The 23384-nt window shown below is 62.9% G+C and carries 19 protein-coding genes; 8 read left to right on the forward strand and 11 right to left on the reverse strand.

What is annotated here, in order from left to right:
- The first annotated feature begins 23 nt into the window (after positions 1-23).
- On the forward strand, positions 24-2045 hold the full coding sequence (locus tag BA190_RS04890) for a thioredoxin domain-containing protein (RefSeq protein WP_068283430.1): 2022 nt from the start codon (positions 24-26) through the stop codon (positions 2043-2045).
- Positions 2046-2627: 582 nt separating this feature from the next.
- Here the strand turns inward: BA190_RS04890 and rho are convergent.
- The 3 genes from rho to hemE form a co-directional block, all read right to left on the reverse strand.
- Positions 2628-3893 (reverse strand): transcription termination factor Rho, encoded by a 1266-nt coding sequence (gene rho / locus BA190_RS04895; RefSeq protein WP_068283433.1) that lies wholly within the window; start codon positions 3891-3893, stop codon positions 2628-2630.
- A gap of 243 nt (positions 3894-4136) precedes the next feature.
- Complete coding sequence (gene hemJ / locus BA190_RS04900) at positions 4137-4577, reverse strand: protoporphyrinogen oxidase HemJ (protein ID WP_068283436.1); 441 nt, start codon at positions 4575-4577, stop codon at positions 4137-4139.
- A 92-nt stretch (positions 4578-4669) separates the two neighbouring features.
- Positions 4670-5692: a uroporphyrinogen decarboxylase gene (gene hemE / locus BA190_RS04905; RefSeq protein WP_068283439.1), complete on the reverse strand. Its 1023-nt coding sequence runs from the start codon at positions 5690-5692 to the stop codon at positions 4670-4672.
- A 632-nt stretch (positions 5693-6324) separates the two neighbouring features.
- On the opposite strand from hemE, the gene BA190_RS04910 reads away from it, so the two are divergent.
- The 3 genes from BA190_RS04910 to BA190_RS04920 are packed head-to-tail and all read left to right on the forward strand — an operon-like array spanning position 6325 to position 8288.
- The gene (locus BA190_RS04910) at positions 6325-7164 is read left to right on the forward strand and encodes a pyruvate, water dikinase regulatory protein (protein ID WP_068283441.1); all 840 of its coding nucleotides are present in this window, start codon (positions 6325-6327) and stop codon (positions 7162-7164) included.
- 10 nt (positions 7165-7174) lie between these two features.
- Positions 7175-7795, forward strand: a complete 621-nt coding sequence (locus BA190_RS04915; protein WP_068283444.1) for an SRPBCC family protein — start codon at positions 7175-7177, stop codon at positions 7793-7795.
- Between the two features lie 22 nt (positions 7796-7817).
- Positions 7818-8288, forward strand: coding sequence for a hypothetical protein (locus BA190_RS04920; protein WP_068283447.1), 471 nt, complete (start codon positions 7818-7820; stop codon positions 8286-8288).
- A gap of 116 nt (positions 8289-8404) precedes the next feature.
- On the opposite strand, the gene BA190_RS04925 is transcribed toward BA190_RS04920, so the two are convergent.
- Positions 8405-12106 carry an autotransporter outer membrane beta-barrel domain-containing protein gene (locus BA190_RS04925; RefSeq protein WP_068283449.1) on the reverse strand — a complete coding sequence of 1234 codons (3702 nt, stop codon included), beginning with the start codon at positions 12104-12106 and terminating at the stop codon, positions 8405-8407.
- 655 nt (positions 12107-12761) lie between these two features.
- Here BA190_RS04925 and BA190_RS04930 point away from each other — a divergent pair.
- On the forward strand, positions 12762-14819 hold the full coding sequence (locus BA190_RS04930; RefSeq protein ID WP_068283452.1) for an FAD-dependent oxidoreductase: 2058 nt from the start codon (positions 12762-12764) through the stop codon (positions 14817-14819).
- Positions 14820-14830: 11 nt separating this feature from the next.
- On the opposite strand, the gene BA190_RS04935 is transcribed toward BA190_RS04930, so the two are convergent.
- Positions 14831-15493 (reverse strand): TetR/AcrR family transcriptional regulator, encoded by a 663-nt coding sequence (locus BA190_RS04935; RefSeq protein ID WP_068283455.1) that lies wholly within the window; start codon positions 15491-15493, stop codon positions 14831-14833.
- 36 nt (positions 15494-15529) lie between these two features.
- Positions 15530-16309: a transporter substrate-binding domain-containing protein gene (locus BA190_RS04940; protein WP_068283459.1), complete on the reverse strand. Its 780-nt coding sequence runs from the start codon at positions 16307-16309 to the stop codon at positions 15530-15532.
- 63 nt (positions 16310-16372) lie between these two features.
- On the opposite strand from BA190_RS04940, the gene BA190_RS35695 reads away from it, so the two are divergent.
- Both BA190_RS35695 and BA190_RS04945 read left to right on the forward strand, forming a co-directional pair.
- On the forward strand, positions 16373-16537 hold the full coding sequence (locus BA190_RS35695) for a hypothetical protein (RefSeq protein ID WP_156771361.1): 165 nt from the start codon (positions 16373-16375) through the stop codon (positions 16535-16537).
- 94 nt (positions 16538-16631) lie between these two features.
- Positions 16632-17129, forward strand: coding sequence for a hypothetical protein (locus BA190_RS04945; RefSeq protein ID WP_068283463.1), 498 nt, complete (start codon positions 16632-16634; stop codon positions 17127-17129).
- Here BA190_RS04945 and BA190_RS04950 read toward each other — a convergent pair.
- The 5 genes from BA190_RS04950 to BA190_RS04970 form a co-directional block, all read right to left on the reverse strand.
- Positions 17089-18273, reverse strand: a complete 1185-nt coding sequence (locus BA190_RS04950; protein ID WP_068283465.1) for a serine hydrolase — start codon at positions 18271-18273, stop codon at positions 17089-17091. The two genes, BA190_RS04945 and BA190_RS04950, sit on opposite strands and share 41 nt — an antisense overlap.
- 267 nt (positions 18274-18540) lie before the next feature.
- Complete coding sequence (locus tag BA190_RS04955) at positions 18541-19575, reverse strand: extracellular solute-binding protein (protein ID WP_068283470.1); 1035 nt, start codon at positions 19573-19575, stop codon at positions 18541-18543.
- A gap of 109 nt (positions 19576-19684) precedes the next feature.
- Positions 19685-20485, reverse strand: a complete 801-nt coding sequence (locus BA190_RS04960) for an ABC transporter permease (RefSeq protein ID WP_068283473.1) — start codon at positions 20483-20485, stop codon at positions 19685-19687.
- A complete protein-coding gene (locus tag BA190_RS04965; protein WP_068283476.1) occupies positions 20478-21398 on the reverse strand; it encodes an ABC transporter permease in 921 nt (306 codons plus the stop codon). Before BA190_RS04965 ends, BA190_RS04960 begins: the two co-directional genes overlap by 8 nt.
- Positions 21398-22510 carry an ABC transporter ATP-binding protein gene (locus BA190_RS04970; RefSeq protein ID WP_068283479.1) on the reverse strand — a complete coding sequence of 371 codons (1113 nt, stop codon included), beginning with the start codon at positions 22508-22510 and terminating at the stop codon, positions 21398-21400. Before BA190_RS04970 ends, BA190_RS04965 begins: the two co-directional genes overlap by 1 nt.
- A gap of 219 nt (positions 22511-22729) precedes the next feature.
- Between BA190_RS04970 and BA190_RS04975 the strand changes: the two genes are divergently transcribed.
- Complete coding sequence (locus BA190_RS04975; protein WP_068283482.1) at positions 22730-23371, forward strand: Maf family protein; 642 nt, start codon at positions 22730-22732, stop codon at positions 23369-23371.
- The last annotated feature ends 13 nt before the right edge of the window (positions 23372-23384 follow it).

Consider the following 23384-nt stretch of genomic DNA (forward strand, 5'->3'; position numbering starts at 1 on the left):
TTCTTGAAAGAGAGGCTGCCATCATGTCCACCGCGCTGCAAAACAACCTCGCTCATGAAACCAGCCCCTATCTGATCCAGCACGCCGACAATCCCGTGCATTGGCAACCCTGGGGCGAAGAGGCCCTGGCGCTCGCCCGGGCCCAGAACAAACCGATCCTGCTCTCCGTCGGCTACGCCGCCTGTCATTGGTGCCATGTCATGGCGCATGAGAGCTTCGAAAATCCCGACATCGCCGCCGTCATGAACGAGCTTTTCATCAACATCAAGGTGGATCGCGAGGAGCGGCCCGATATCGACCAGATCTATATGGGTGCCCTCCACGCTCTCGGCGAGCAGGGCGGCTGGCCGCTCACCATGTTCCTCACGCCTGGAGGCGAGCCCTTCTGGGGCGGTACTTACTATCCGCCCGAATCGCGCTATGGCCGCCCCGGCTTCGTCGACGTGCTCCGGGCCATCGCCAAGGCCTACCATACCGATTTCGAACGGGTCGGCCGCAATCGCCAGGCGTTGCTCGGCGCGCTCAACCGCATTCCCCAGCGTGGCGATCGCACCTTCGGCGCCGATGGCCTCGCTCAGGCGATCAGTGCCTTGGCCGGCATCACCGATCCGGTCAATGGCGGCACCAAGGGTGCGCCGAAATTTCCAAATGCCTCCTATCTCGAACTGCTGTGGCGCGGTGGACCGGGCAGCGAAGCCCGCAAGCTGATGCTGCTGACGCTGGAGCGCATCTGCCAGGGCGGCATCCGCGATCATGTCGGAGGCGGTTTTGCACGCTACAGTGTCGATGAACAGTGGCTGGTGCCGCATTTCGAGAAGATGCTCTACGACAATGCCCAATTGCTCGAATTGCTGGCACTGGCCTGGCAAGAGACCAAACGCGATCTCTATCGGCAGGCGGCCGTCGAGGTGGTCGAATGGCTGCGACGCGAAATGATGGCGGGAGATGGCCACGCATTCGCCGCCTCCCTCGATGCTGATTCGGAGGGACATGAGGGCCGCTTCTATGTCTGGAGGCCGCATGAACTCGTCGAGATCCTCGGTCTGGATGATGCCGAATTCGTGGCCCACAGCTTCGACATCGCTGACGGGGGCAATTGGGAAGGCCAATCCATTCCCAACCGTCTCGGCAGGGACGACCTCGAACCGGCTCTCGATATCGGCTGGCAGGATCTCAGACCCAGGCTGATCGCCGAGCGAGCCAGGCGTGTTGCCCCAGCTCGGGACGACAAGGTCTTGGCCGACTGGAACGGCCTCGCCATTGCCGCGCTTGCCCGCGCCTCCAGCGTATTTGGCAAGCCAGATTGGCGCGATCTCGCCCGAGCAGCCTTTCATTTCGTTGCCGAATCCATGGCCGACGGGGCGCGGCTCGGCCACTCCTGGCGCGCGGGCCGGTTGTTGAAGCCCGGCCTGGCCACCGATCTCGCGGCGATGATCCGTGCCGCGCTCGCCCTGCACGAAGCCAATGCGGGCGGGAACTATCTCGACCAAGCCATCGGCTGGGCCGAGGCGATCGAGCGCGATTACGCCGATGCCGAGGGCGGCGGCTATTTCCTCACGGCTGAGGACGCCGCCGCCTTGATCACCCGCCCACGCTCCACGCTCGATGATGCCGTTCCCAATGCCAACGGCATCATGGCGGATAATCTCGTCCGCCTTGCCGCCCTGACCGGCGACGAGCGCTGGCTGCAGCGTGCAGACGCGTTGCTGACGGCACTCTCCCCCGCGATGGCCGGCAATGTCTTCGGACATGCTTCCCTGCTCAATGCCCTCGACCTGAGGCTTCACGGCCTGGAGATTATCGTGATCGGCAAGGGAGCAGCAGCCGAACAGCTATATCGCGCCGCTCTCGATCAACCCTTTCCATCCAGAATCGTTTTCAGAGCCGAAAGCCTCGGCGACTTGCCCGAAGGCCATGCGGCACACAACGCCAGTATCGGCAGCGAACCCGCGGCTTTCGTCTGCTCTGGACAGCGCTGCTCTCTTCCCGCCGGAGATACAGACGGCCTGGTCGCGACTATCGGATCCATGCGGGCATCCGGATGATGCCGGGTCAGGCCTTCCTGCGGAGGCGGCCCTGTTTCACGTGAATCACCGTATGCCTTGTTTCACGTGAATCAGGTCCGAACTCGTTCGATTGGCCGAGACAGCCCGCCTGGTCCGTCATCGCAGGACATGGGCCTGCCGCCGGGGACATGCCAGAGCGGACATGGGAATGTATCCTCGGTTCCGATGCCAGCGACGACAAGGCTCGTTCAAGCCCGCTTGCTGCCGGAATGCGCTGCATTGGGTGCGAGGGTGATTCACGTGAAACAGGGTTAATTCCGCCCGGCGGCTTCTGCCGTCACTCGGCAGGCTGCCTCCGAGCAGAACACGTCGAGAGGGAGCGCCTGTATGTTCTCGCTCCTTGTTCCCAACCCTATCTCATGGACTGCCGGAACGGCTTTGCGATATCTGGCCAAGCCACCGCCATATTCGCCCTTGCAGGAGCGGTCTTCTCCCACAGTACCAGAAGGGGAACTGCACCTTTTTTTGCCCGGCTACTCCATTCCGTCTCCGAATCGATGCCGATAGCAAAACGGCCCGGCATGCTGCCGGGCCGTTCACAATAACGTCCTGATGGATGTATCAGGTGTTCATCGAGTCGAAGAAGTCTGCATTGAGCTTGGTCTGCCGAAGCTTGTCGAGCAAGAACTCGATGGCGTCGACCGTGCCCATCGGATTGAGGATGCGGCGCAGCACATACATCTTCTTGAGAATGTCGTTCGCCACCAGCAGCTCTTCCTTGCGGGTGCCCGAGCGGGTGATGTCGATCGCCGGGAAGACGCGCTTGTCGGAGACCTTGCGGTCCAGGATGATTTCCGAGTTGCCGGTGCCCTTGAACTCTTCGAAGATGACTTCGTCCATGCGCGAGCCGGTCTCGATCAAGGCCGTCGCGATGATGGTCAGCGAACCGCCTTCCTCGATATTGCGGGCAGCACCGAAGAAGCGCTTGGGGCGCTGCAGGGCGTTGGCGTCGACACCGCCGGTCAACACCTTGCCGGAGGAGGGCACCACGGTGTTGTAGGCGCGGCCGAGGCGGGTGATCGAATCAAGCAGGATGACCACGTCGCGGCCATGCTCGACCAGGCGCTTGGCCTTCTCGATCACCATTTCGGAAACCTGCACGTGGCGGCCGGCCGGTTCGTCGAAGGTGGAGGAAATCACCTCGCCCTTCACCGAACGCTGCATGTCGGTGACTTCTTCCGGACGCTCGTCGATCAGAAGCACGATCAGATAGCATTCGGGATGGTTGGCGGTGATCGACTGGGCGATGTTCTGCAGGAGAACCGTCTTGCCGGTACGCGGCGGCGCCACGATCAAGGCGCGCTGGCCCTTGCCGATCGGCGAGACGATGTCGATGACGCGCGAGGAATAATCCTTCTTGGTGGCGTCGCCGATCTCGAGCTTCAGCCGCTGGTTGGGATAGAGCGGCGTGAGGTTGTCGAAATTGATCTTGTGCTTGGTCTTGTCCGGATCTTCGAAATTGATCGTATTGACCTTGAGCAGGGCGAAATAGCGCTCGCCATCCTTGGGAGAGCGGATGATGCCCTCGACCGTGTCGCCGGTGCGCAGGCCGAACTTGCGGATCTGCGAGGGCGACACATAGATATCGTCAGGGCCGGGCAGATAATTGGCCTCGGGCGAGCGCAGGAAGGCGAAACCGTCCTGCAGCACCTCGACGACACCCTCGCCGACGATCTCGACCTCGCGATTGGCGAGCTGCTTGAGCACGGCGAACATGAGTTCCTGCTTGCGCATCGAGGAGGCGTTCTCGACCTCGAGTTCCTCCGCGAAGGCAAGCATTTCGATTGGGGTTTTGGATTTGAGATCCTGAAGTTTGATTTCCCGCATGGGGGTCCTTGTTGGGGGATCGATTCGTTTCATGACGCGCATCAAAAAGCGCGGATAGAAGGATTTTCGGGGGGAACAGGTCTTGTTATCGCCAGACTTAGTCTTGCGTCAGCGCCGTGGCCGGGTTCGACACCCATACCCTCAAGACGCCAGCCTGCAATGGAAGGAGAAGCGCTTTATACAGCCGGCTCTGCGCCTGGGCAAGCGGGCGGACCGGCCAAATGTCGAAAAAGCGCGAAATCCTCAGAAGGGCTTCACCACCACCAGGATGACGATCAGGATCATCAGCACGGTGGGAATTTCGTTGATCATCCGGAAGAATTTCGCCGGGCGAACATTACGGTCCTCGGCGAATTCCCGCGTCAGCTTCGAAAACCAGCCATGCACGCCCGAAAGCACCAGGACGAGCAGGAATTTCGCATGAAACCAGGGCTGGTGGTAGAAGCCAGACGACCACACCAGCAGAAGGCCGAAAATCCAGGTGGCGCCCATGGCCGGGTTGATGATGGCCTTCAGAAGACGACGCTCCATCACCTTGAAGGTCTCGCTCTGGATCGAGCCCTTGGCAGCCTCGGCATGATAGACGAACAGGCGCGGCAGATAGAGCATGCCCGCCATCCAGGCGATCACGGCGATGATGTGCCCCGCCTTTACGAGATCATAGGCCGTGCTGCCATAGTCCATCGCGTCGTTCCTGCCATTTGGTGGTGCCGCCCCTTCTCCTCATCGTCGAGAAGGCTGCTTTTCCGGCACGGACGATCATCAGTCTAGCAACCCTAGCCCCTGATTCGCTTCAGCATCTGTTCGACATGGGCGATCGGCGTATGCGGCACGATGCCGTGCCCCAGATTGAAGATGAAGGGCCGGCCTGCAAGGTTTTCGAGGATGCGGTCGAGCGCCCGGTTCAACGGATCGCCGCCCGCCACCAGCGCCAGCGGATCGAGATTGCCCTGCACCGGCTTCAGGGGCAGCACCTCGCGCGCAGCCCAGGCCGGATCGACGGCCCAGTCGAGCCCGATGGCATCGACTGCCACGGCTTCGGCATAATCGCGATAGAAGGAACCGGCGCCACGCGGAAAGCCGATGATGCGCGCCCCGGGATGACGCGCCCTGACACCCTCAACGATGCGCTTCGCCGGTTCGATAGCCCAGCGCTCGAATTCGTCCGGCGGCAGGATACCGGCCCAGCTGTCGAATATCTGGACAGCGTCGACGCCATTTTCAAGCTGGGCTGCCAAATAATCGATCGAAGCCGCTACCAATCGGTCGATCAGGGCGGCGAAAAAGGCCGGATCCTGATAGGCGGCGAGGCGCGCCGGGACCTGGTCCTTCACCCCGCGGCCGGCGATCATATAGGTCGCCACCGTCCAGGGCGCTCCGCAAAAGCCGAGGAAGGTCACATTGGCCGGCAAGGCTGCCTTGACCTGGCGGATCGTCTCGAAGACCGGCGCAAGGTGATCGAGATCGATCTGGGGCTTGAGCCCGGCCAGACCGGCGAGATCGGTGACCGGCTCCAGCCGCGGGCCCTCGCCCTCCTCGAACCAGACTTTCTGCCCCAAGGCGTCGGGTACCACTAGAATGTCCGAGAACAGGATAGCGGCGTCGAAGCCGAAGCGCCTGATCGGCTGCAAGGTCGCCTCGACGGCGAGATCGGGCGTGTAGCAGAAGTTCAGGAAGCCCGAAGCCTTGGTCCTGATCGCCCGATATTCCGGCAGATAACGTCCTGCCTGGCGCATCAGCCAGATTGGCGGCACTGCCTGAGCCTTGCCGGCGAGGACGTCGAGGAGAGGTTTGGTCATGTCGGTCAGGCTTTCTCGGCAACACCAAGCAGGGCAATCGATCGAACCGACGTTTCGGTCGGCTGGCCCGGCTGAAAGATTGAAACGTCGCTGGACTATCAGATCCATTCGTGAAGGGCGTATGGGAAATCCAGCCCGTGTGGATTCTCCCGATCGAACCGAGAGCGCGATCCGACCTACCGCCAAAGAAAATAGAAAAGAGAGATATGAATCTTCATTCTCTTTCTTCTTAACGCTTCGTTTACCGTGCTTCCTCGCCGTCCACAATCTATTCACAGGCGACAGGAGAATGCCGCCGAAAATTCAATGCGAAAAATCGGGAGAAAGCCTTTCGGATTCCGGCCGTTGAATCAAGGCAGTGGCGGCAAGCTCAGGGGGAGGGCGCCGAGTCTCACTTAGCGCCTTATGAGTCTTTTGCAGCCAAGCACGTGGAATCCCATCCCAAGCGATCAGCCTGTTGATGAAAGATCGAGTTCTTCCACAGCCTCTCTTAAGAAGGGGTTAAGGCCTTTCAGCTGTCCCCACTTGTCCACAATGCCATCCCGCGCCAATTTGAAACTTACAGACATTGCAGGGTTTCCCGGCGGGGCCTCTTTGTGGACCTCGCTGGGAAACTCTGATTAGGTCCTGTCATGGTCACAAGAAGCTTCTTCCATCTTCACCTGGTTTCGGACTCCACCGGCGAGACTTTGATCATGGCCGGGCGGGCCGTTGCCGCCCAGTATCCGGCGGTCTCGGCGCTCGAGCACATCTATCCGCTGGTGCGCAGCGAGCGCGATCTCGATCGCACCATCGCCGAGATCGAGGCCAACCCTGGTGTGGTGCTCTATACCCTGGTCGAGCCCGAGCTGGCGGAGCGGTTGGAGCGCAGTTGCCGCGAGATGGGTGCGCCAGTGCTGTCCGTGCTGCAGCCGATCTTCGACCTGTTCAAATCCTATCTCGGTACCGAGGTAATGGTGAAGCCCGGTGCCCAGCATGTGCTGAACGCCGATTATTTTCGCCGCATCGACGCGCTCAACTACACGATGATGCATGATGACGGCCTGATGCCGACCGACTACGAGGAAGCCGATGTATTGCTCCTCGGCGTCAGCCGGACCTCCAAGACGCCGACCTCGATCTATCTGGCCCATCGCGGCGTCAAGACCGCCAATATTCCGCTGGTGCCCGGCGTGGCGCTGCCGCCGGAGGTCGAGCATCTGAAGAACCCGCTGATCGTCGGCCTGTTTGCCTCACCCGAGCGTATCGTGCAGATCCGTGAGAACCGGGTGCTGACGCTCAGCCCGCATCACGACGTCGATACCTATACCGACCGCATGGCCGTGGCCGAGGAAATCGCCCAGTCGCGGCGCCTGTTTTCCCAGCGTGGCTGGCCGATGATCGACGTCACCCGTCGTTCGATCGAGGAAACCGCAGCAGCCATCCAGGGCTTGCTGCGTGCCCATCGCCGCGCCCGCATCGTGGAGACGTGAGGGCAAGCGCATGCGGGTTCTGGCATGGTTGGCGGGAATCCTGGGAAGTATCCTCCTGGCCTATTACGGCGGAGGTTCTCTTCTGCCCGACCATGTCAGCATCTATCGCAAGACGGAAATCGGTCGGCCACCCTCTGCCGTCTTTCCGCTGATCAACGACCTCAGGGCCTTCGACCAGTGGTGGCTGTTCACCAGCCCGAATCCAGCGCCGAAGCCTGATCAAGCCGGCCCGACGACGATCAGCGGACCTTCATCCGGCGTCGGCCAGAAACAGATCTGGCTGGTTCGCAACGGATCCGATCGACAGCTGGAGATCCTCGGCCAGATCGAAATCGTCGAGAGCGAGGCCGATCGGCATGTCGCCATTGCCGTCGATGTTCCCGACTGGCTGTCGGGACGTTTTCGTTTCGACCTTGCCGGAAACGGCGACACCCAGCTCGAATGGGCATCCGATGTTGCGCTGGATACAACCTTCAAGCGCTGGGCCGGCTATCTCTTGGCTGACAAGGCCATAGGCCCGCTGGAGGAGATCTCGTTGGCGCAGCTCAAGGAACTGGCGGAAACCGGCACGATCCGCCGACCTGAACCGGTCAAGCCTGCGAAGACGGACTCTCCACCCACGGCAAGCTGACGAAGTTCGGGAACGATAGCCGATGATAGCCGATGCAACCCCTGTGGCGCCGAAGCCGCGCCCGGTTCTGAGCTTCCTCATCCACCTCGCCTTCAGCCTCATCGGCATCGCCCTCGCTTCGCTCACTGCGGCCCTGACCTATATCGGTGCGATGATGGTTCGATCCGACACCGGCCTCGCAGACGCCGGTGATATCCCGAAGCTGATCGGTTTCCTGACCTATATGACCGTGTTGCTCGCGGGCCTGCCGGCGCTTCTGACCCGTACCCTCCTGCATTTGCTCGGCTGGCAGGCACCCTGGCTTTATATGGCGGCCGCCGCGATCGTTGCGGCCGTCAGCTCGGTCTATCTGATGTTCGGCACCGAGTGGATTTCCAATGGGAGCACCGAATTGGCCCGGCTAGCCTGCGGCTTCGGCTTGATGGGCGCTCTCTGCGGCCTGGTGTTCTGGCTGGTGGCAGTGCGGCTACCGGCCCGCTTTCTGAGGCAATAGGTCTTTTTCGGCCGAAACGGCATCCCATCCTTTCACCAGTGCCGTGGGACATTCGTTATTGCCTCATGGCGGTGGAAAAGCACCCGCGATTCACTCCCATGACTTCCTGGGCAAGCCTACCACCTGTAACGCAGCCCCGCGGTCCCCTTGAGGGTGTAGTTGTCGCCACCCTTGCCGGATAGCGCCATGGCATAGCTTGCCTCGCCATAGGCACTCCAGTTCTTGTTCCAGGCATAGGTCGCTCCGGCGCCGACCTCGCCCCACAGGCGGCGATTGCTCTGCACCAGCGAGGCGCCGGAGACCTTCACGCTCCTGCCCTTCAGGAACTCGTAAGTGAGGTTGGCGATGCCGTAGAACTGCAGGCGCGCCGTCTGGCCATTGGCATCCTGCCAGCTCGACAAATGTTCCAGCCGGATGCCGGCGCGGCCCTGGAGGCTGTCGCCCCGGCCGAGCGCAATGCGGTTGCCCAGATTGTCGGTGAAGCTGGAGAAGTCGACATGGGTCCAGGCGAGCTGGGCCTGCGGCACCACCGCCCAGCCCGAGCCAAGCTCATAGCGTTTGCCGACCTCCAGGCTCGCCGCGGTCGACCAGCCCTGGTTGCGGCCGTTCTTGTTCGACAGGCTCGAATCGTACCAGGTGAACTGGCCGATGGCGTCGGCATAGAGACCGTCATGGCCGAGCCAGGTCAAATTGGCGCCGATGCCATAGCCCTGGGTAGTGATTCGGCCCTTGGCCCGGGCCGCTCCCGTCGCCGGGTCGTTGCTCACATCGATGCGGGCTGTCGAGGTGCCGATGATGGCATAGGCGCCGATGGTGAGATCGCCCGCCGCGGTCTCCCTGGCCACGCCTTCATAGCCGGCCTGCAGGAAGCCGATGCTCTGATTATAGGCCGAGCCCGTCCTGGGCGCGAAGGAGGAATATTGCCCCCCCATCCGCCCCCAGGCACCCTGGCCGATCAGCGCTGGCCCGCCCTTGGCATAGGCCATGGCTCCGGCGGGCGGCAGATTGGCCGCGACCGCGGCCGTGCCATCGGGCCAGATGCGATTGCCGGTGCGCTGCTGCAGGGTGCCGAGCGTCGCCTGCGCGAAGTTCGACAGCACGTCCGCATAGGGCAGGGCCGTCTGGCTGTTGGGCGACAATTTGCCGGTCGAGCGCAGATACCAGTTCTGGTTGCCGGCATCGTCGCCCACGCCGCCGAGATAGAGGTTGTAGTCATAGGCACCCGCCGCCACGGCAGCGCCGAGGCTGAAGGCACCGGCCTGCGAAGTGCCGCCGACATGGATCACCTCGATGCCATTGGCGGTGGTCGCCGCACCGGGACCGCCGCTGTTGCGGATATTGAGCGTTGTCGTCCCAGAGACATCGCCGTCGACGATCAGCTTGTCGGTCGGCGCATTGTCCGAGGCCAGATAGGTGTTGAGCTCGAGCGTGCCGCCATTGCCGACATAGTCGCCCGTTACCGTAAAGGTGTTTCCCGTGTTGGTATTGTTGGCGTTGAGGTCGATGGTGCCAGCATTGGCGATGCTACCGGAGACGGTAACAGCCTGGATGCCTGCTGCCGATGTCACTGTGCCGCCACCCTTGACGTCGAGCATCTCGGTGGCGAGGTCGCCGGTAAGGTTGAGCGCGCCACCCGAGCGCACATTGACCTTCTCCCAATTGGCGATCTGAATATTGTCGGGCATTCCAGTGGAGATCGAAGACCCCGTGATGGCGCGGTCGAGGTTCAGTGTGTCGATCATGCCGTCACTGCTTGACACGTTGTCGCCACCGTCGAGGGCGGTGAGGGCGGAAATATCCGCGCCGCCGGCGATGTTGACGGTATCGCTGCCATTGCCGAGCCTGATCGCTCCTAAGACCTTCGAGCCGCTCTGCAAAGTGGCGGTTGCATTGCCGTCGGTATCCTGGACACCGAGGCCGGAGGAAGCCGAGACATCGGAGCCGGCCTGAAGGTTGATCGCAACGGTGGAACCGGTGATGGTATTCGTCTGCACGCCGGCGCCCGAACCGCCTGTGACCAGGGCGGCGACATTCAAGGTCGTCGTTCCCGTGCCGTAATTGGTGGCACCGATACCGTCGGCGGCGCCCTTGATCTCGCCCGCCGTCTGCTCGACCTTCAAGTCCGTGCCATAATTGGTCGCGGAGACACCGCTGCCTGAAGTACCGGTCACCGCGCCGGCCGTCGTGATTGTTGTCGCACCCGTGCCGACATTGGTTGCGTTGACGCCGTCGCTGGAGCCGGAAATCTTGCCCGCCGTCTGTTCTATCTTCAGATCCGTGCCGTAGCTATAGGCCAGGACGCCGGCTCCGGAGGACCCCGTCACCGTACCAGCCGTCGTCACGGATGCCGTGCCCATACCCCCATTTTCGGCGTTGATGCCGTTGGTGCCGCCCGAAATCTCGCCGGCGGTCTGCTTCACCGTCAGATCGGTGCCGGTATTCGAGGCGTAGACACCATTTTCGGAGGAACCGGTCACCGTGCCTGCCGTGGTGACGGCGGTGAAGCCCTGGCCGCCATTGGTGGCCTTGATGCCGGTACCACCGCCCGTAATCGACCCCGCTGTCTGCTCTACCGTGAGATTCTGCCCATAATTGGTCGCCAGGACACCGGTACCGTTTGCGGCCGAAGCGCTGACCGTGCCCACCGTGATGACGGCGGTCGAGCCCGTGCCGGTATTGGTTGCGCTGATGCCGCTGGAGACCCCCGATATCTTGCCGGCCGTCTGCTCGACCTTCAGATCCTTGCCGCTATTGGTGGCAAGGACACCGATTCCGGCAGTACCGGTCACCGTCCCGGCCGTCGTAACGGTGGTCGACCCCTTGCCGACGTTGGTGGCGCGGATGCCAAAAGTGGATCCCGAGATTGATCCAGCCGTCTGGGTTACCGTTACATTGCCGGTGGAGGCGTTGTTGACGATCGAGGCTACCACGCCCGCGCTCTGCGGTGCGAAGGTCCCGGCAACCGTGCCGGCCGTCGTCACATCGACCGAGCCCAGGCCGTAATGCTGGGCAAGAATGCCGGCATCGCCGCCGCTGATGCTGCCAGCCGTCTGGTTGACGGTGACAGTGCTGGTGGACTGCGCATTCCATGCGGAGGCATAGACAGCCGCGTAAGAAAAGTAGCCGCTGTTGGTTGCCCCCGTCGATGTGATCGTTCCAGCCGTCGTGACCGTTGTCGCGCCCAATCCGTAATTCTCGATCCGTATGCCGCTCATCATGGCGGAAATAGTGCCGCCGGTCTGGTTGATGGTGGCATTGCCCGTGCCGGCAGAATTGCCGTAGACGGCATAGACTCCGAAGGACTGGAAATTATCCATCGAACCGTTCACCGTTCCGGCCGTGGTGATGGTCATTGCCCCCGTGCCGCTTTGGAAGGCATTGATGCCGTACATGAGGCCCGCGATGGTTCCGGCGGTCTGGTTGATCGTCAGGTCCGTGCTGCCGGCATTGTTCCGTGCGTTCACCCCGGCAGTGTAGGGGTTGGAATTGTAGACCAGGCTCGTGGCGGATCCGGCCGATGTGATGGTCATGGCACCGGGGCCGTTATTTGTCGCGGCGACGGCATCCCAGCCCGTTCCGGTGACAACGAACGTCGAGTCCAGCGATAGGGAGGTAAGCGGCGTGTCCGTGATATTCAGGCTGCCCATATTGCCCGAGCAGGCATAGGCATTGGGGCCGGCAGTGCAGGCGGCCCATGCGCGGTCGGCATTTCTGATCAGGGCGCCAGGCAGCATTACCGGCGCTGCGATGAGGCCGGCGGCCAGCGCGGATGTCGAAATGGAGGAAAGCGAGGTGCGGAACACGAACGGGGCAAGCAATCGGCTCGCGGTGGTCCTGATCGGCTGGTGCCTTTGTCCTGCAGAGGATTTGTTCCGAGAGCCGAAGGAATTCTTGCGTCGTTTTGTCATTTTTCTTGCTTTGACCGATTGGTGCGATAGCGCACATATCGAGGCCGGCGACGCAGGGCGATGTGCGATTTCGCACACTCAAAAGCATTATGTCGTTGATTCCAGAGGTATTTTGCCCACGCTTTGCGTGGCGAGACCGTCCGTGGCCTGCGGGGCGTGAGTTGCCCTCCAGACCGATGGAGGGGCGGCATGTAGCCTTAATTTCTTCAGCGAAATCAGAAGATTAAATCCTCTGCTGCTGCTGGAGCCGGTGTTGAGCGATCGGCCTGGTGGCAGAAACTTCACCCGGTCTTTGACGGCTATTGCGAGCCGAAAGGCTAAGCCAAAATCAGTATTTGCTGCCAGACCATCGCTGTTTCACGCGGACGGCCTGCATCAAACCGTGTCTTCGAAACCTGAGACGATATCCTCCACATACTGCCTCGCCTCAGCGGAGTGACGAGGCCGGCTCCAGTCGGACGGCGTTCGTCACCCTCCTGCATCGTGACAAAAGCCGCGGGCGCTTGCGTTCCGCCGCGAAAAGCCTATCTTGTTGAACGAGTGTACAACAAGAGATCGACCCGCGATGGCCCGCAATCCGCGATATGACATTCTGTTCGAGCCGGTACGGATCGGTCCGGTCACCGCGCCCAACCGCTTCTACCAGACGCCCCACGCCATCGGCATGGGCTATCTCAAGCCCGAAAGCGGTGCCAGGCTGCGCGGCATCAAGGCCGAGGGTGGTTGGGGGGTGGTGTGCACCGAATATTGCTCGATCCATCCGAGCTCCGATGATTCTCCCTTCGGCTTTTTAACCCTGTGGGACGAGGATGACGTGCGCTCGCTCGTTCCCACGGTCGAGGCCATCCATGCCCATGGCAGCCTCGCCGGCGTGGAGCTGTGGCATGGCGGCTCCCATGCCAATAATCGCCTCACGCGCGAGCCGGTCCTGGCCCCGTCGGCCCGTCCGGCCCTGATTCCCCAGCCTGGCAGCGCGCGCGCCATGGACAAGGCCGATATCAAGGCGTTCCGGACCTGGCATCGCGACGCCGCCCTGCGGGCAAAACGTGCCGGCTTCGACATCGTCTACTGCTATGCCGGTCATGACTATCTGCCCTTCCAGTTCCTGTCGCCCCGCCTCAATCTGCGCGGCGACGAATATGGCGGCAGCCTCGCCAATCGCACCAGGCTGCTGCGGGAACTGATCGAGGACATGCACGAGGCCGTCGGCGATCGCTGCGCGGTTGCCGTGCGCCTGTCGGTCGACGAATTGCATGGGCCTCGCGGCATCACCTCGCAAGGGGAAGGCCGGGAAATCCTCGCCATGCTGGCGGAGCTGCCGGATCTATGGGACGTCAACGTCTCCGGTTCGCTCGGCAATGACTCCCGCTCCGCCCGCTTCAGTAACGAAGGCTTCCAGGAAGAGCATGTCGCCTTCGTCAAGGCCGTTACCAGCAAGCCGGTGGTGAGCGTCGGGCGTTTCACCTCGCCCGACAGCATGGTGAGCCAGGTCCGGCGCGGCATTCAGGATTTCATTGGTGCGGCCCGCCCCTCGATCGCCGATCCCTTCCTGCCCAGGAAGATCGACGAAGGGCGGGAGGACGAGATCCGCGAATGCATCGGCTGCAATATCTGCCGCTCGGCCAACAACGAGGCCGTGCCGCTGCGCTGCACGCAAAATCCCACCATCGGCGAGGAATGGCGGCGTGGGTGGCATCCCGAGCGCATCGAAACGGCAGCTGCGGGGCCGTCCCGCGTGCTGGTGGTAGGAAGCGGCCCGGCGGGCCTCGAATGCGCCCTCACGCTAGGGCGTCGCGGCCATCGCGTGATGCTGGCGGAAGCCGAACGCCGGCTCGGCGGGCGCATCAATCGCGAATCCACCCTTCCGGGGCTCGCCAGCTGGGCCCGCGTGCGCGACTACCGCCTGCATATGATCGGTAAGCTCTCCGAGATCGAGATCTTTCCCGAGAGCTCGCTGGGCGCCGAGGATATCCTGGCGCTTGAGGCCGAGCATGTCGTGCTTGCCACCGGCAGCCACTGGCGGCGCGATGGCATCGGCAGCCTTGGCGAAGAGGCGGCGGAACTCGGCACCGGCCGGATCCTCACGCCCGACGATGTCTTTGCTGGCGCCAAGGTCAGCGGGCCGGTGCTGATCTATGACGACGAGCATTATGCTGTCGGCGGTGCGCTGGCCGAGACCTTCCGCAGGCAAGGCCACGAGGTGTGGCTGGCCACCCCGGCAGCCGTGTTGTCGAGCTGGGCCGTGATGACGGACGAGCAGTTCTTCATCCACAGGCGGCTCTTGGAGCTTGGCGTGGAACCGCTGCTTGGCCAGAAGCTGGCCAGGGCAGCGGAGGGCGTGGCAGAACTCGCCTGCACCTATACCGGCCGGATCCGCCGGCATGATTTCGGCACCCTCGTCCTGGTCACCGGCCGCGTGGCGGAGGATGGCCTCTATCGCGAACTGGCCGACATGGCGGGGCGATGGCAGGAGGCCGGCATCCGCTCCGTCACGCGCATCGGCGATTGCCTTGCACCCTCGTCGATTGCCGATGCGGTGCATGCCGGCCATCGCTGGGCACGCGAGCTCGACAGGCCGCCGGCCGAGATCGTGCCGCGCCGGGAACGGCCGCTGCCGGCTTGAACGTTCCGCGCTTATCGCAGGGGGCCGAGTGCGCTTTCGAGCAGGCCAAGGCTGGCTTCCTCGGCCTCGGCCGGTGTCACCACCTTGGCATCGAGGCACCATTCCAGCCAGAGGCCGTCGACCAGGGCGATGAAATTGCGGGCGAGCCCGGCCGCGTCGACCTGACGGCCGCGATGGGCGGCGATGGCGGCAATTTCAAGAGCCAGCTCGCCCCGATAGGCTTCGTAGAGGCGGCGATGGGCCTGGCGCAGCTTGTCGTTGACCGCGATCTCGCCCCAGAGTGCCAGCCAGACCAGGAGATTGTCGCGGGTGAAGGAGCGGGGCTGGAAATTGGAGCGCACCAGGGCAAACAGAACGGCCTCGGGCGAGCGCTGCGCCTGATTTTCACGCTGCCGGCGGGCCTGTGCGATATGCTCGCTGACGTTTTCATAGAGCGAAGACTGGTAGACCTCGACCAGGAGATCGTCGAGGCTGCCGAAATGATGGTTGATCAGGCCACGCGAGACCTGGGCTTCCTTGCAGATGCTGTCGATGGTGAAGGCGGCGATACCGCCCTTGGCCAGAGCGCGTATCGCCGCCTCGATCAGCTGGCGCCGGCGGACGTCCGCAGTTTCGCGGTTGAACCGGGGCGCGCGCTTGGCGGGGCGGGACGGTGCAGGCGAGGCTGAGGTCAAACCGGATCGCTTTCTCCCGGCACCGGCAGGACGCCCTCAGTCCTTGGGCGGCGTGCCGATGTCGAAGCTAAAATATCTCTTGGCGAGCCTGTCGAACTCACCGCTTTTGTAGACGGCAGTGATGCCTGCATCGAGCCTGGCCTTCAAGTCGATATCGCTCTTGCGCAGGCCGCCGGCGATGCCCGCCTCGAAAATCGGGTCCCTGGGCACGTTCTTGACCTCGCAGCATTCGCCGTCCTTGCCCTTGAGAAAATCGGCCAGCGCGATGCTGTCGGCCAGGCCGAGATCGAGCCGCCCGGCGACGAGATCGGCATTGGCGGCATCCTGGGTCGAGTAGGTCTTCACGGTGGCTTCGGGATAGGCGCGAGCGATATAATCGGCATAGACCGTGCTCGTCTGCACGCCGACAGTCTTGCCCTTCAGTCCGCCGGGCGAGAAGTCGAAGCTGTCGCCCTTGGCGCCGACGAAGTGGGCCGGGGTGGTATAATAAGGGATGGTGAAGGCGATTTGCTGGGAGCGTTCCGGCGTGATGCCCATCGAGGCCCAGATCACGTCGATCTTGTTTGAATTGAGCGCCGGGATGATGCCGTCCCAGGCGGTCTGGACGATCTCGCAATCGAGCTTGGCGGCTTTGCAGACGGCCTTGGCGAGATCGACTTCGAAGCCGGCCCATTGCCCCTCAGCATCCTTGGCCGCGAAGGGCGGATAGGGTTCGGCGGCGAGGCTGACGCGGGTCGGCGCGGCCTCGGCCCCGGTGATGGCGACGTAGAGCAGGGCGGCGGCGGCGATACAACGCGTCCCGATGTGAAGAGGCATGGTGTCTTTCCGTTCTCTCTGGCTGCACAGGCATGACCGCGGAGGATCGGATGATCGGCAAGTATGGACGTTCCCGGTGCCGAGCATCCTTCGACGCGGCTGCTGTTCTTTCTTGTTGAACAAATGTACAACAAGAGAAGTGAGGATGCAATGCTCCTGACGGCCGGCATGAATGCAGCTGGAGAGGGGCATCGGGCGAGATGCCGGCAGGGCGCGATTTTGCTGTGAATTCGCGGGAGCCTCACGGCGACGGAGGCGCCTCATTCATCCGCAGCTTGGCATAGAATGGGAGCCTTGATCGGCCAATGCGAGCGGAGTGTGAATGACGGAGAACCGGACCCTATGGCCGCCAGGCGATCATCCGGCCCTCGTTTTTCTTTTTCAGTTGGCTTTCAGCCTGCTGGGCATCGCCTTGGCGTCCCTCATGGCGGCGTCTGTCTATGTCGGTGTGGCGGCGCTGCAGGGTGAAAACCCGTTTCCGCTGGGTTTGGCTCCGCCCTGTCCAATCACGGATCTGGCCGTCTTGACGGCGATGTTTGCCGTCTTTCCAGCCCTGCTGACCCAGGGAGCCGCGCAGCTGATCGGTTGGAGATCGGCGTGGCCTTACATCGCCGCAGCTGGGGCTTTTGCCGTCGCCGCCTATTTCGAGATGGTCAGGACGGCACAGATTCTGGGGGATCCCGGTCCCGCCATGGATGCCACGGCTTTCGCTGCGCTGGGTGCATCGTGTGGCCTGGTATTCTGGCTGGTGGCGGTGCTGCTGCCCGCCAGCCTCGCGCTCAAACCCTGGTGGCCAAGGCCTCGAATAGTTCGAGATTGAGCTTGTCGGTGGGATCGTCCACCGGCTCGGGCTGCGACGACATCTTGACAACAACCACCTCGGCGGCCGGGTTCACATAGAGCCACTGGCCGTGAATGCCGATGGCCAGGAAGGCGCCGTTGGCATAGCCGGTCTGATACCATTTGTTGCGGTAGCGGCCCTGGCCGAGCAGATGCACGAAATCGCCCTGCTGCCAGGCCTCGGCGCTGCCACCCCGGCAGGTGTCGTCGACCCAGGCCTGCGAGACGATGCGGGTGCCATCGAGACTGCCGCCCTGGCGCATCATGTCGCCGACACGGGCGAGATCCCGCGCGCTCATGCTGATGCCGCCTGCAGCCCGTGCGGTGCCAGCCGCATCGACGGTGACGATGCCGTCCTGGCGGGCGCCGAGCTTTTGCCACAGGCGAGAGGAGGCGTAATCGGCGTAGCGCTCGCCACTAGCCCGTTCCACCACGATGCCGAGCAGATCGGAATTGGGCGAGCGGTAGCAGAAGGGGCCGCCATGCTCGCCGGCGCCCTTGGGCATGGAAGCGATGAAGCCGAGCAGCGTACCGGGATCCTGGCCGGGCGCCGAGGGATTCCACAAGGTGGCGCGCCGATAACGGGCGAATTCGCCGGTGGGATCGAGATAGGCTTCCTCGAAGGAAAGGCTGACGCGCATGTCGAGCAGATGGCGCACGCTGGCGTCGGCAAAGGCCGAACCGGCGACTTCGGGCACATAGTCGGCGATGGGCGCCTCGGGATCGAGCCGACCTTCATCCTCGGCGATGCCGGCCAGGATCGCGGTCAGCGACTTGGAGATCGAGAAGACGATGTGTCTGTCAGCACTGGTGAAATGCGGGGCATGGTAGTCGGCGACGAAGCGGCCCGATTTCATCACCACCAGGGCATCGGTGGAGGTCTGCGCGAGGATGGCGGCAATGGAATGGCTGTCACCGCCGATCGCCAGAGTCTCGCGCAGCAGGCCGGAAGGATCGGCGTCCGGCGTCTCGGGCTTGGCGGCTTTGGCGGCGATGCGTGCGGTCGGCACCAGTTCGGAAACGTTGCGGAAAGCCCAGACATTCCAGGGCGCCTGGCGCCAATTGGAAAGCTGTACGGCATTGCGGGAAAAACCGTAGGCGGATTCGAAGGCTGAATGAGGCATGGGTGCTGAAGATGCGTCAATAATTGATGGGAGATCGGGGGTGTGGTGCAGCCGGCCTTCTCCCCTTGCGGGAGAAGGTGCCGTAGCGAGGTCCTTTCAGGACCTCGCGTTCAAGCAGGAGACTTGGGGGGGCGGATGAGGGAAGAAACGCAACCTTGCTGAGAGGGCGGTGCGACCCCTCATCCGGCCCGGCTGCGCAGGTCCACCTTCTCCCACAAGGGGAGAAGGCTAAGGCGCTTCATTCTGCCCGATCGGGACGGACAGCGCCTATTTCTGCAGCTCGGTCCAGATCTTGCTGTAGAGCTCGGTCACTTCCGGCGGACAGGCATGCGAGAATTCGGCGGTCTTCATGACCTCCTCCGGCACGTTCACCTCAGGTGCATCCTTCATGTCGGCCGGCATGAATTTTTCCGAGCCTGCGATGCCGTTGGCATAGCGGTGGAAGGCCGAGTTCATCGCCGCGTTTTCCGGATCCATCATGAAGTTCATGAAGAGCTTGGCGTTCTCGACATTCTTGGCCTCCTTCAGCACGACGATGTTGTCGCTCCAGAGCTGCACGCCCTCTTTGGGGTAGCCGTAATGGATCTGCGGGTGGCCAAGGCGCTGGCGCAGGGCCGAGCCGTTCCAGTCGCTGGAGGCCTTGAAGTCGCCGGCGCCCATCTTCTCGATGGTGTTGTATTCCATCGCGATCCAGTTGGGCTTGGCCTTGACCAGGGTATCGCGCACCTTCTTGAGCAGCGCCTTGTCGCCGTCGCACATCTTACCGCCATTGTAGCGGATGGCGGCATGGATGACGTCGTTCATCTCGGGCACGACATTGGTCTTGCCCTTCAGCTCGGCCGGCGTGTCGAAGATGATGCCCCAGGTGTTGATGTCACCCTTGTAGACGTCGGTGTTAACGACGACGCCGACCGTACCCCAGGCCCATGGCACGGAATATTTGCGGCCGGGATCGAAGGGCGGATCGGCCCATTCCTTGGCGACGTTCTTGAAGTTCTCCATCTTGGACGGATCGACTTCCTGCACGAGGCCTTCGGAGATCCAGATCGGGATGAAGTTCTGCGAGGGCATGGCGATGTCGTAGCCCGTGCCGCCCTGGCGCACCTTGGCGAGCGCCGTGTCGTTGGAATCGTAGTCGGTGATGGTGACCTTGACGTTGTATTTCTGCTCGAACTTCTTGATCATCTCGGGGCTGGTGTAATTGCCCCAGTTGAAGATGTTGAGCGCTCCCTCCGCGCTGGCAAGGCTCGTGGATGCGAGCAATGCCAGGGCGGCCGCTGTGGCCGTCGATTTCCAGTTCATCTCTGTCTCCCGTTACAAAGCCGGGGCACCGGCTTGAGCTCTATTGTCCCCAACCTGAGTGGCGATGCGGCGGCTAGGCGAAGATGCGGTCTTCGCTCCATCCGGCACATCAGTCTTTCTTCCTGCTGATGAAGAAGAAAATCGTGACGATGACGACGGACAGCAGCAGGAAGACCGTCGACAGCGCGTTGACTTCGGGTGTGACGCCGCGGCGCAACTGGCCGAGCATATAGGTCGGCAGCGTGTCCTGGCCGCCGGACTTGACGAATTCGGTGATCACCACGTCGTCGAGCGAGGTGACGAAGGCCAGCATCAGGCCGGCGAGGATGCCGGGCCAGAGCAGCGGCAGGGTCACGCGCCGGAAGGCCCGCCACGGCGTGGCATAGAGGTCGGCGGCGGCGCGCTCCAAGGTGAGGTCCATGCCCTCCAGGCGGGCGCGGATCGGCAGATAGGCGAAGGGCACGCAGAAGGCTGTGTGGGCGGCGATCAGATAGGCCAGGCCGTCATAGCCGGTGACGATCTTGATGCGGGAAAAGAAGATCAGCAGCGCCACGCCGGTGACGATCTCGGGCACCATCAGCGGCTGGTTGATGGCCGAATAGGTGAAGGTGAGGCCCGGATAGGCTTCGGTACGTGTGGTCGCCAGCGCTGCCATGGTGGCGCAGACGGTGGAGAGCACCGCGGCGATGGTGGCGATCTGGAAGGAGCGCAGGGTGGCATCGACCACCTGGTCGTTGTTCCAGGCCGCCACGAACCATTTCAGCGAGAAGCCGCCCCAGGTGGAGACCGAGGAGGATTCGTTGAAGGCGTAGATCACCATCACCACGATTGGCAGATAGAGCAGCACGAAGCAGAGGAGCGCGATGGTGGTGAAGCCGGGCTGGCGGCGGATCGAGAAGGGCTCAGCCATGTTTCACTCCCGAACCGCCGGTGTTGCGCACATAGACCAGCAGCGCCACCATCACGATCGCCATCACCGTGATGGAGAGCGAGGCGCCCAGCGGCCAGTTGCGGCCCTGGCCGAACTGCAGCTCGATCAGGTTGGACAACATCATGTTCTTGCCGCCGCCGAGCAGGTTCGGCGTGACATAGGCGCCGAGCGCGGGAATGAACACCAGGATGGAGCCGGCGACGATGCCGGGCTTGGTCAGCGGGATGATGATGCGGCGGAGCACCTGGAAGCGGCTGGCATAGAGGTCATAGCCGGCCTCGACCAGGCGGAAGTCGAACTTCTCCATGCTGGCATAGATCGGCAGCACCATCAGCGGCAGGTAGACATAGGCCATGCCGGCCAGGATGGCGGTATCGGTATAGAGGATCTGCAGCGGCGCCGAGATCACGCCGAGCTTGATCAGCATCGTGTTGAACAGGCCTTCGTTGCGGATGATCTGCAGCACGGCGAAGGTGCGGATCAGAAGGTTGGTCCAGAACGGAATGGTGATCAGGAACAACCAGAGGTCGCGCCGGTTGGCCGGCCGCGTCGAGATGAAATAGGCGGTGGGAAAGCCGAGCGCCAAGGTGACCACCGTGGTCATCAGTGCGAGCTTCACCGAACGCCAGAAGATGGTGAGATGGGCGCTGGCCAGTGACAGTGTGTCGTCGAACATGTCGCGTTCGAAGAACACGGAGACCCAGCCGTCGGTGGAGAACTTCCACTTTACGTCGCCATAGGGGCCGGGCTCGAGGAAGGAATAGACCAGCACGATCAGGAGCGGGCCAGTGGCGGCGAGCAGGATCACCAGCAAGGCGGGCGCGGAAAGCAGCCAGCGGTTGCGGATTTCGTCCTGTCGGGTCTTGGCTGCGATTTCGGCGGCGTCCGTCATCAGTCCCTCAACACCCGGGCTGTGCCTTCGGCGAAGGTGACGCCGGCGCGCTGGCCAGGCTCGAAGGCCTGTCCTGGGCTGCTCGCGGCTCCAGCCCCAGTATTCTGCCGGCGCACGGTGAAGCGGGGGCCGTGATCGAGCCGCAGGTGAAAATGCGTATCGGTGCCGAGATAGACGACGTTCTCCACCGTTCCGGCCAGGAGGGCACCTTCGGCGGCGGTGAGCTGGGCATGTTCGGGGCGTACCACCAGCCAGGTCTTGTCGGCGGGCTGGTGCCCGTCGCTGAGGCCGGCCGTGATTTCGCGGCCCGAGGGCAGCTTGACGCGGGCCTGGGCGCCGTCGCGGCCGAGGAAATCGGTTTCGATGAAATTGGTCTCGCCGATGAACTCGGCGACGAAGCGCTCGGCCGGCGTGTCGTAGATGTCGCGCGGGCCGCCCACCTGCAGGATCCGCCCCGCCGACATCACGGCGATGCGGTCCGACATGGCCAGGGCCTCTTCCTGGTCATGGGTGACGAAGATGAAGGTGATGCCGGTCTCGTGCTGCAGGCGCTTCAATTCGAGCTGCATTTCCTTGCGCAGCTTGTAGTCGAGGGCCGACAGCGGCTCGTCGAGCAGCAACACCTTGGGTTGGGGCGCCAGGGCACGGGCGAGGGCGACGCGCTGCTGCTGGCCGCCCGAGATCTGGCTGGTCTTGCGATCGGCCAGATGCTCCATGCGCACCAGACGCAGCATCTGGGCGACCCGCGTGCCGATCTCGGCCTTGGGTTTGCCCAGCATCTCCAGGCCGAAGCCGATATTCTCGGCCACCGACATGTGCGGGAACAGGGCATAGCTCTGGAACACCGTGTTGACTGGCCGCTTGAAGGGCGGCAGGCCGGCAATGTCCTCGCCATAGAGCTGGATCTGCCCGGACGTGGGGAAATCGAACCCCGCGATCAGGCGCAGCAGCGTGGTCTTGCCGCAGCCCGACGGCCCGAGCAGGGTGAAGAACTCATTCTGACGAATGGAAACGTTCACCGTATCCAGAGCGACGAAGGCATTGTCGCCAGCGCCGAAAACCTTCCGCACATCGCGAACTTCGATTGAATTGACAACCGTTCCGTCCGGCACGCACAACCCCTCATCTGCCTGGGCTTACAGCCAGGCTCGTCTCGGTTCATTTTTCTTGGCTTTTGATAATGTGATCACAATATCCGATGGTTTGCAACGGTCCGGCGTGCAGGATTTTTAGGCGCCCCCTGCGGCGGATCGCGGCTTTTTTGGCCGCTCCCCTACGCAAAAGCCGGGCGGACTGCTAAGGCAGGGTAGAAAAACGGGATTTTCAGACGAATGAAAAAAGTTGACGGTCGGGCTGAAGGCAGGATTGGCGAAACATCGCCGCACTTCATTCTGGCCTCCAAGTCGGCCATTCGCGGCGAGATGCTCCGGGCCGCCGGGCTGGCGATCGAAACGATCCCGGCATCGATCGACGAGCGCGGCTTCGAACGTCGTTGGCAGACGGACAATCTGGCTCCCGACCGGGTTGCCGAAGCCCTTGCCCGCGAGAAAGCCCTTGCCGTTTCCCGGGACGAGCCGGACGCGGTGGTGATCGGTGCCGATCAAACCATGGCCTTGGGCGAGCAGCGCTTTTCCAAGGTGGCAACCTTGGCGGAGGCCCGCGACAAGCTCCTCGCCTTGCGCGGACGGCGGCACGAACTGCATTCGGCCTATGCCCTGGCACGGAATGGCGAAGTCACCGCGAGCGGCGTTGCCAGCGCCCGCCTGACCATGCGCGATTTCTCCGATGCCTTCCTCGACGACTACCTTGCCCGAGCGGGCGAGGCCATCCTGGGCAGCGTCGGCTGCTATCAGCTCGAAGGGCTGGGCGTGACCCTGTTCGAGGCGATCGAGGGCGACTATTTCACCATTCTCGGCCTCCCCCTGCTGCCTTTGCTCGCCGCGCTGCGCGAGCACGGCCTTGCGACCGCCTGAGCCCTTACAGGAC

The sequence above is a fragment of the Labrys sp. WJW genome, assembly GCF_001676615.1.
In the GTDB taxonomy this organism is placed as follows: domain Bacteria; phylum Pseudomonadota; class Alphaproteobacteria; order Rhizobiales; family Labraceae; genus Labrys; species Labrys sedimenti.

Bases quoted from the DNA above. Each gene is read 5' to 3' on its own strand.
- BA190_RS04890 (WP_068283430.1), top strand. From the start codon at position 24: ATGTCCACCGCGCTGCAAAACAACCTCGCTCATGAAACCAGCCCCTAT.
- rho (WP_068283433.1), bottom strand. From the start codon at position 3,893: ATGCGGGAAATCAAACTTCAGGATCTCAAATCCAAAACCCCAATCGAA.
- hemJ (WP_068283436.1), bottom strand. From the start codon at position 4,577: ATGGACTATGGCAGCACGGCCTATGATCTCGTAAAGGCGGGGCACATC.
- hemE (WP_068283439.1), bottom strand. From the start codon at position 5,692: ATGACCAAACCTCTCCTCGACGTCCTCGCCGGCAAGGCTCAGGCAGTG.
- BA190_RS04910 (WP_068283441.1), top strand. From the start codon at position 6,325: ATGGTCACAAGAAGCTTCTTCCATCTTCACCTGGTTTCGGACTCCACC.
- BA190_RS04915 (WP_068283444.1), top strand. From the start codon at position 7,175: ATGCGGGTTCTGGCATGGTTGGCGGGAATCCTGGGAAGTATCCTCCTG.
- BA190_RS04920 (WP_068283447.1), top strand. From the start codon at position 7,818: ATGATAGCCGATGCAACCCCTGTGGCGCCGAAGCCGCGCCCGGTTCTG.
- BA190_RS04930 (WP_068283452.1), top strand. From the start codon at position 12,762: ATGGCCCGCAATCCGCGATATGACATTCTGTTCGAGCCGGTACGGATC.
- BA190_RS04940 (WP_068283459.1), bottom strand. From the start codon at position 16,309: ATGCCTCTTCACATCGGGACGCGTTGTATCGCCGCCGCCGCCCTGCTC.
- BA190_RS35695 (WP_156771361.1), top strand. From the start codon at position 16,373: ATGGACGTTCCCGGTGCCGAGCATCCTTCGACGCGGCTGCTGTTCTTT.
- BA190_RS04945 (WP_068283463.1), top strand. From the start codon at position 16,632: ATGACGGAGAACCGGACCCTATGGCCGCCAGGCGATCATCCGGCCCTC.
- BA190_RS04950 (WP_068283465.1), bottom strand. From the start codon at position 18,273: ATGCCTCATTCAGCCTTCGAATCCGCCTACGGTTTTTCCCGCAATGCC.
- BA190_RS04955 (WP_068283470.1), bottom strand. From the start codon at position 19,575: ATGAACTGGAAATCGACGGCCACAGCGGCCGCCCTGGCATTGCTCGCA.
- BA190_RS04960 (WP_068283473.1), bottom strand. From the start codon at position 20,485: ATGGCTGAGCCCTTCTCGATCCGCCGCCAGCCCGGCTTCACCACCATC.
- BA190_RS04965 (WP_068283476.1), bottom strand. From the start codon at position 21,398: ATGACGGACGCCGCCGAAATCGCAGCCAAGACCCGACAGGACGAAATC.
- BA190_RS04975 (WP_068283482.1), top strand. From the start codon at position 22,730: ATGAAAAAAGTTGACGGTCGGGCTGAAGGCAGGATTGGCGAAACATCG.